Raw genomic sequence first — 6,085 nt, forward strand, 5'->3', positions numbered from 1 at the left:
ATTCTACAAGGCTTAAAGCTTATTGATAACGATAACGAGCCGAGCGTGCATGAGCATCAAGATTTTCTTGAACAGCAAGTACATCAGCAGTTTTAGCTAATGTTTTTACACCCTCTTTTGAACACATGATCAAGCTAGAGCGCTTTTGAAAATCATATACACCCAGTGGTGACGAGAAACGAGCTGTGCCAGATGTTGGTAATACGTGGTTTGGCCCAGCACAGTAATCACCAATTGCTTCAGGTGTATAGCGTCCCATGAAGATTGCCCCTGCATGACGAATGTCTTGGCTCATCGCTTCGGCATCATCAAGACACAATTCCAAATGCTCTGGTGCAACCTGATTAATCAAATCAACTGCTTCTGCTCGGTCTTTTACTAAAACTAACGCCCCGCGATTTTCAATCGATGTACGTGCAATATCAGCTTTTGGCAACTCACTTAAGTGTTTTTCAATTGCAGACTCTACTGCTTCTAATAATGCTTCATCAGGAGTAATGAAAATGGCTTGAGCGACTGTGTCATGTTCAGCTTGAGATAATACATCCATCGCCAACCACTCAGCATTATTCACTCCTTCTGCATATACTAAAATTTCAGAAGGCCCTGCAATCATATCAATACCGACCTGACCAAATACAGCACGTTTAGCTGCTGCTACAAATCGGTTTCCAGGTCCGGTAATTTTATCTACGCGTGGAACAGTTTGAGTGCCATAAGCTAGAGCTGCAACAGCTTGTGCCCCACCAATAGTGAACACTCGGCTAACTCCCGCAAGGTAAGCTGCAGCAAGAACTAATGGATTTAATTCACCATTTGGTGCAGGTACCACCATAATGATTTCAGGTACACCTGCCACATGTGCTGGTACTGCATTCATAAGTACAGAAGAAGGATAAGATGCAAGACCACCAGGTACATAAATCCCAACTCGGTCAAGAGGAGTCACTTTTTGTCCTAAGGTATTACCCAAGTCATCTACATAAGTCCAGCTATCTTGTTTCTGAGCCTCATGGAATGTACGAATACGGTCAGCCGCAAGTTGCAGGGCTTCACGAATCTCTTGATTTAAACCATCAAACGCAGCTTTCAGTTGTTGTTGAGACAATTCTAGATCGGAAAATTGATGCGCTGGATGTCGATCGAACTGTTGAGTAAGTTTTAAAACATGATCATCACCATGCTGACGTACATCAGCAATAATTTGATCTACTGTTTGAACTAAATTAGGATCATTAACGGTTTCAAAAGCCAAAAGCTCTGCAAAAACCTGTTTGAAGTTCTGATCTTGAGTCGATAAACGTCGCATCAATTTACCCACAAGGCGAAAAAGAAAAACCAAGTTTACTCTTTTTCTAAGGCCTTGTGGGCATCATATCTACAACTATCGCAAAAGCATGATAGGAAATTACTTTTAACGTGATTGAACAGCTTGTTCAAGTTGGGAAATGATTGGGTTTAATAAAATTTGCTTACGCTTAAAGCTCGCTTTATTAACGATAAGACGTGAGGATACTTTGCAAATTTCTTCTAATGGTTCAAGCCCATTTGCTCGTAAAGTATTACCAGTATCAACTACGTCAACAATATAGTCACCTAAACCAACGAGTGGTGCTAGCTCCATAGAACCATAAAGCTTAATAACATCCACCTGCTCACCTAAGCTTGCATAGTATTGACGTGTTAGATTGACGTACTTAGTTGCAATTTTTAAACGACCTTTTGGACGTTCCATTCCTACTTTACCAGCAGTCATTAACTTACATTTTGCAATCTGTAAGTCCAGTAACTCATAAACATGTTGAGCACCATGTTCCATAAGTACGTCTTTACCTGCTACACCTAAATCAGCTGCACCATTCTCAACGTAGGTTGGCACATCAGACGCACGTAAAATCAAAATACGAACTTGCTTATGTGTTGTAGGAAAAATCAACTTACGAGATTTTTCCGGGTCTTCAAGCAAGTTAATACCTGCTGTTGCAAGTAAAGGTAAAGTTTCTTTTAAAATACGCCCTTTACTCAGTGCCAAGGTCAAACCATGATCAAAATTACCCATTACATCAAAATTAGGATCATCGTTTCTTACGTCATTCATTAACTTACTCGCTTAATTCTGGCACCTAAACCTTGAAGTTTCTCTTCGACATGCTCATAACCACGGTCAATATGGTAGATACGGTCAATTACTGTATCACCTTCAGCAACCAAAGCTGCTAAAACCAAAGAAAATGAAGCACGCAAATCTGTTGCCATTACAGGAGCTGCTTGTAGTTTTTCAACCCCAGTCACTACAGCATCATGGCCTTCAACCTGAATATTAGCACCCATACGTGACAATTCAGGAACATGCATGAAACGATTTTCAAAAATGGTTTCAGAAATCGTTGCAAATCCACGACCAATTGCATTTACGGCCATAATTTGCGCTTGCATGTCGGTTGGAAATTCTGGGTGAGGTAAAGTTCTAAAGCTTACTGCTTTAGGTCGCTTACCTAACATATCCAATTCAATCCAGTCATCACCACGAGTGACTTCAGCACCCATTTCTTCAAATTTGTCTAAAACAGATTCAAGTAATGAAGGATCTGTATGTGTTGTTTTTACACGACCACCAGTAATAGCCGCTGCAGCTAAGTAAGATCCCGTTTCAATACGGTCTGCAACAACTGCGTATTCACAACCATGTAGACTTTCCACACCAGTAACAACTAGTGTATCTGTATCTATACCTTCAATTTTTGCGCCCATTTTAATAAGCATTTGAGCAAGATCAGTAATTTCAGGCTCACGCGCAGCATTACGAATAGTAGTTACACCATCCGCTAAAGCAGCCGCCATTAAAATATTTTCTGTACCACCTACAGTGACCATATCGAAAACCACTTCGCCGCCTTTCAGACGACCATCAACAGTGGCATGTACATAACCATTTTCAACTTCGATATGTGCACCCAATGCTTCTAGGGCTTTTAAGTGTTGATCTACTGGACGAGAGCCAATAGCACATCCACCAGGTAATGAAACCTTGGCATTTCCGTAACGTGCCAATAATGGCCCTAATACCAAAATAGATGCACGCATTGTTTTTACAAGTTCATAAGGCGCAAACTGGTTATCTAAAGTAGAGGTATCAGCTTTGACCGTATCGTTCTCATAACTGATCGTGACGCCTAAACCACCAATTAATTTCACCAAAGTATTTACATCTTTAAGATTTGGAACATTGGTTAATGTAATTGGAGAGTCAGCAAGAATCATTGCCGCAAGTAATGGTAAAGCCGCATTTTTAGCACCAGAAATGCGTACTTCCCCTTCGAGCTTAACACCGCCCGTAATTAAAAATTTATCCATTAATATTTAAGCTCCGAAAAGGCTTGCTTTGCGCCATTCATCTTTGGTCATCGCACGAATTGTTACGGCATGGACTTCGCCACTTGCAATATAAGTATTTAATGGTGCATAAACTGCTTGTTGACGGGCAACAGTACGCTTACCTTCAAATTGATCATCCACAATACGGAGGTCAAATTTTCCAGCCTGTCCGCTCACCGCTACTTCCGCTTCAGGAAAAGCTTCTTTTAAAATTTGAGTGAGCTGTTCACTATTCATTGCAAAGACCTCTGGCACAACCTACGGTGTAAAACGAAGTATTTTACTATAACTTTTTCAAAGAATTCAGTACGTGTTTATATTTTATCAATAAAAAAGAGGCTATATTTCAAGCCTCTCTCAATTATTAAAAACTTATTAAATAGAAACAGCAACTTGTGAATACGTGCATTGCATTTTTCGATACTTTAACAATTGTTTTTTTAATTTTTCAGTCAGTTTTTTAATTGAAGTATACATATCATCTGCTGTTGCTTGAGCAAATAGTTCAATTCCAGGTAACCGGACTATCGCTTCGGCCACATGATTAGAGCTACCTTTATGCGAGCGCTTATCAATCTGATGATCTTTCGTTAATTTAATCTGCATACTATTCACCTGATCAAGATGTTTCGTTAACTGATTAAATTTTGCTTTAATATTTTCTTCTATAGCTGGTGTAATTGCTAAATGATGTCCACGAATCGTTATTTGCATAATTCTATCCCTCACCTTTTTGGGTTATATAAAGAAGAACTAAAACGATTTAATGCAATCTAAAAAAGATGATTTGGGACAATTAAATCATTTTAGCTACTCCTCTTGGTGAAATTGAAATTTCATTATTTCGTCATAATGAATATCTAGAATAGTCATACTTCAAAATTTAGATCAAGACTTTTCTTTCGGATGACGAGGGAATATGTAACGATTCACGATATTTTGCTACAGTCCTTCTCGCTACTTCTATCCCTTCATCTTTTAAGAAATTAGCAATTGCATTATCAGACAACGGTTTACGTGGATTTTCATTAGAAACTAACTTTTTAATCATAGCCCGAATTGCGGTAGAGGAAGCCTCCCCTCCAGCTGTTGTTCCCACATGACTAGAAAAGAAATATTTCAACTCAAAAAGTCCACGTGGTGTCAGCATGTATTTATTTGTTGTAACCCGAGAAACAGTAGACTCATGCAACTCCACTTCTTCAGCAACGTCCCGTAGTACTAACGGCTTCATTGCTTCAGGACCTATTTCAAGAAATGCTTTTTGATGCTCAACAATACAAGTAGCGACTTTTAATAAAGTTTTATGTCGCTCATCAATACTCTTTATAAAATTTTTGGCTTCAAGCATCTGATTACGCAGATATAAATTATCATCACTCTGATCAGCCCTACGAATCATACTCGAATAAAAAGAATTAATTCTTAGTTTTGGCATAACATCAGGATTTAACTGAACTTGCCAATGTAAATCCTTCTTAGCGACTACTACATCAGGAATTTGATATTCTGATTCTTGCTTTTCAAAATCCATACCTGGGTAAGGCTTTAATGTCTTCAGTAAATCAACTGCAAACTTTAACTGATCTTTAGAAAGACCTGTTTGCTTTAATAATTTATTGAGATCGTTCGCAATCAATAATTCGTAATATTGAAGTAGATTTTTAGCCTCTTGTAAATATTCGGTCTCTTTAGGCAAAAACTCTAACTGAACTTTTAAGCACTCAGCAAGATTACGAGCTCCAATACCAATTGGATCAAGGCGTTGAATATGCTTTAAAACAACTAAGACTTCATCTTCCTCGACTTCTTCCTCAACATCCATGTCATTTAATAAATGTTGTACAGCTAAGATAATCTCTTCTACCTCAGCATCTAAAAAACCCTTATCGTCTAACGCATCCACAATGCAATAAGCAATCAACTGATCTATTTTTGAAAAGTGCAGTAAGTTGACTTGTTCTAACATATGCTCTTTAAGTGTCATCTGAACTTGACGGTTATCCTCACGCTCTTCAAATTCAGGGGTACCCAAAGCTGTAGACTGATGAGTATAAATATCGTCCCACTCAGTATCCACAGGCAAGTCATCTGGTAAATGGTTTGCATTTAACTCTGTAGTAAGATCATCTGCTTCTTTTTTTTCTAAATTGGATAAACTTTCTATTAGTGATTCGTCTTCCACTTTTTCAAGTAATGGATTACTATCTAATTGAATTTGAATTTCTTGCTCTAATTCTAAACTTGAGAGCTGCAATAATCGGATTGCCTGCTGCAATTGAGGCGTTAACGATAAAGAATTCGCAACTTTCAATCCAACAGATAATTTCATATATTTCTCTTTCCAAAAACAAGCAAAAATCATGCCTATTCATTATTTATAGCATATAGTAATGGTTTATCCTATATATTGACTCAGGATTTCATGAGAAAAATAGTAATTTATTCCTTTAAAGTAATATTAAATTTATTTCGAGCTATGCCTAATAATCTATTTTAATTATGGGAAAGATTTATTATTTAATGGATTAAACTTGACTTTATTCCCACGCATAAAAGAACACCCCGGTTTCTTTCGAGACCGGGGTGTTTGGAATAATGAGCTGGCGATGACTTACTCTCACATGGGTAACCCCACACTACCATCAGCGCTAAGAGGTTTCACTTCTGAGTTCGGGAAGGGATCAGGTGGTTCACTCTTGCTATGGTC

Annotated in this window: 6 protein-coding genes and 1 rRNA gene; all 7 read right to left on the reverse strand. The window is 38.2% G+C overall.

Features of this window, described 5'->3' with window-relative positions:
• Window positions 1-19: 19 nt before the first annotated feature.
• A complete protein-coding gene (gene hisD, locus ACH8JV_RS13920) occupies window positions 20-1,309 on the reverse strand; it encodes a histidinol dehydrogenase (protein WP_311086376.1) in 1,290 nt (429 codons plus the stop codon).
• 105 nt (window positions 1,310-1,414) lie between these two features.
• Window positions 1,415-2,098, reverse strand: coding sequence for an ATP phosphoribosyltransferase (gene hisG, locus ACH8JV_RS13925; protein WP_311070517.1), 684 nt, complete (start codon window positions 2,096-2,098; stop codon window positions 1,415-1,417).
• On the reverse strand, window positions 2,098-3,354 hold the full coding sequence (gene murA / locus ACH8JV_RS13930; protein ID WP_311070520.1) for a UDP-N-acetylglucosamine 1-carboxyvinyltransferase: 1,257 nt from the start codon (window positions 3,352-3,354) through the stop codon (window positions 2,098-2,100). Before murA ends, hisG begins: the two co-directional genes overlap by 1 nt.
• Window positions 3,355-3,360: 6 nt before the next feature.
• Window positions 3,361-3,612 carry a BolA family iron metabolism protein IbaG gene (ibaG, locus tag ACH8JV_RS13935; protein ID WP_002050455.1) on the reverse strand — a complete coding sequence of 84 codons (252 nt, stop codon included), beginning with the start codon at window positions 3,610-3,612 and terminating at the stop codon, window positions 3,361-3,363.
• A gap of 138 nt (window positions 3,613-3,750) precedes the next feature.
• Window positions 3,751-4,089, reverse strand: a complete 339-nt coding sequence (gene hpf / locus ACH8JV_RS13940; RefSeq protein ID WP_001167461.1) for a ribosome hibernation-promoting factor, HPF/YfiA family — start codon at window positions 4,087-4,089, stop codon at window positions 3,751-3,753.
• Window positions 4,090-4,258: 169 nt separating this feature from the next.
• Complete coding sequence (locus ACH8JV_RS13945; protein ID WP_396521872.1) at window positions 4,259-5,707, reverse strand: RNA polymerase factor sigma-54; 1,449 nt, start codon at window positions 5,705-5,707, stop codon at window positions 4,259-4,261.
• A 269-nt stretch (window positions 5,708-5,976) separates the two neighbouring features.
• Window positions 5,977-6,085, reverse strand: a 5S ribosomal RNA gene (rrf, locus tag ACH8JV_RS13950); the annotation flags it as partial.

This window comes from Acinetobacter sp. ABJ_C5_2 (assembly GCF_044538485.1).
GTDB lineage: Bacteria > Pseudomonadota > Gammaproteobacteria > Pseudomonadales > Moraxellaceae > Acinetobacter > Acinetobacter nosocomialis_A.

Excerpts from the sequence above, each read along its gene's own strand:
- hisD (WP_311086376.1), bottom strand. The coding sequence starts at position 1,309 with ATGCGACGTTTATCGACTCAAGATCAGAACTTCAAACAGGTTTTTGCA.
- hisG (WP_311070517.1), bottom strand. The coding sequence starts at position 2,098 with ATGAATGACGTAAGAAACGATGATCCTAATTTTGATGTAATGGGTAAT.
- murA (WP_311070520.1), bottom strand. The coding sequence starts at position 3,354 with ATGGATAAATTTTTAATTACGGGCGGTGTTAAGCTCGAAGGGGAAGTA.
- ibaG (WP_002050455.1), bottom strand. The coding sequence starts at position 3,612 with ATGAATAGTGAACAGCTCACTCAAATTTTAAAAGAAGCTTTTCCTGAA.
- hpf (WP_001167461.1), bottom strand. The coding sequence starts at position 4,089 with ATGCAAATAACGATTCGTGGACATCATTTAGCAATTACACCAGCTATA.
- ACH8JV_RS13945 (WP_396521872.1), bottom strand. The coding sequence starts at position 5,707 with ATGAAATTATCTGTTGGATTGAAAGTTGCGAATTCTTTATCGTTAACG.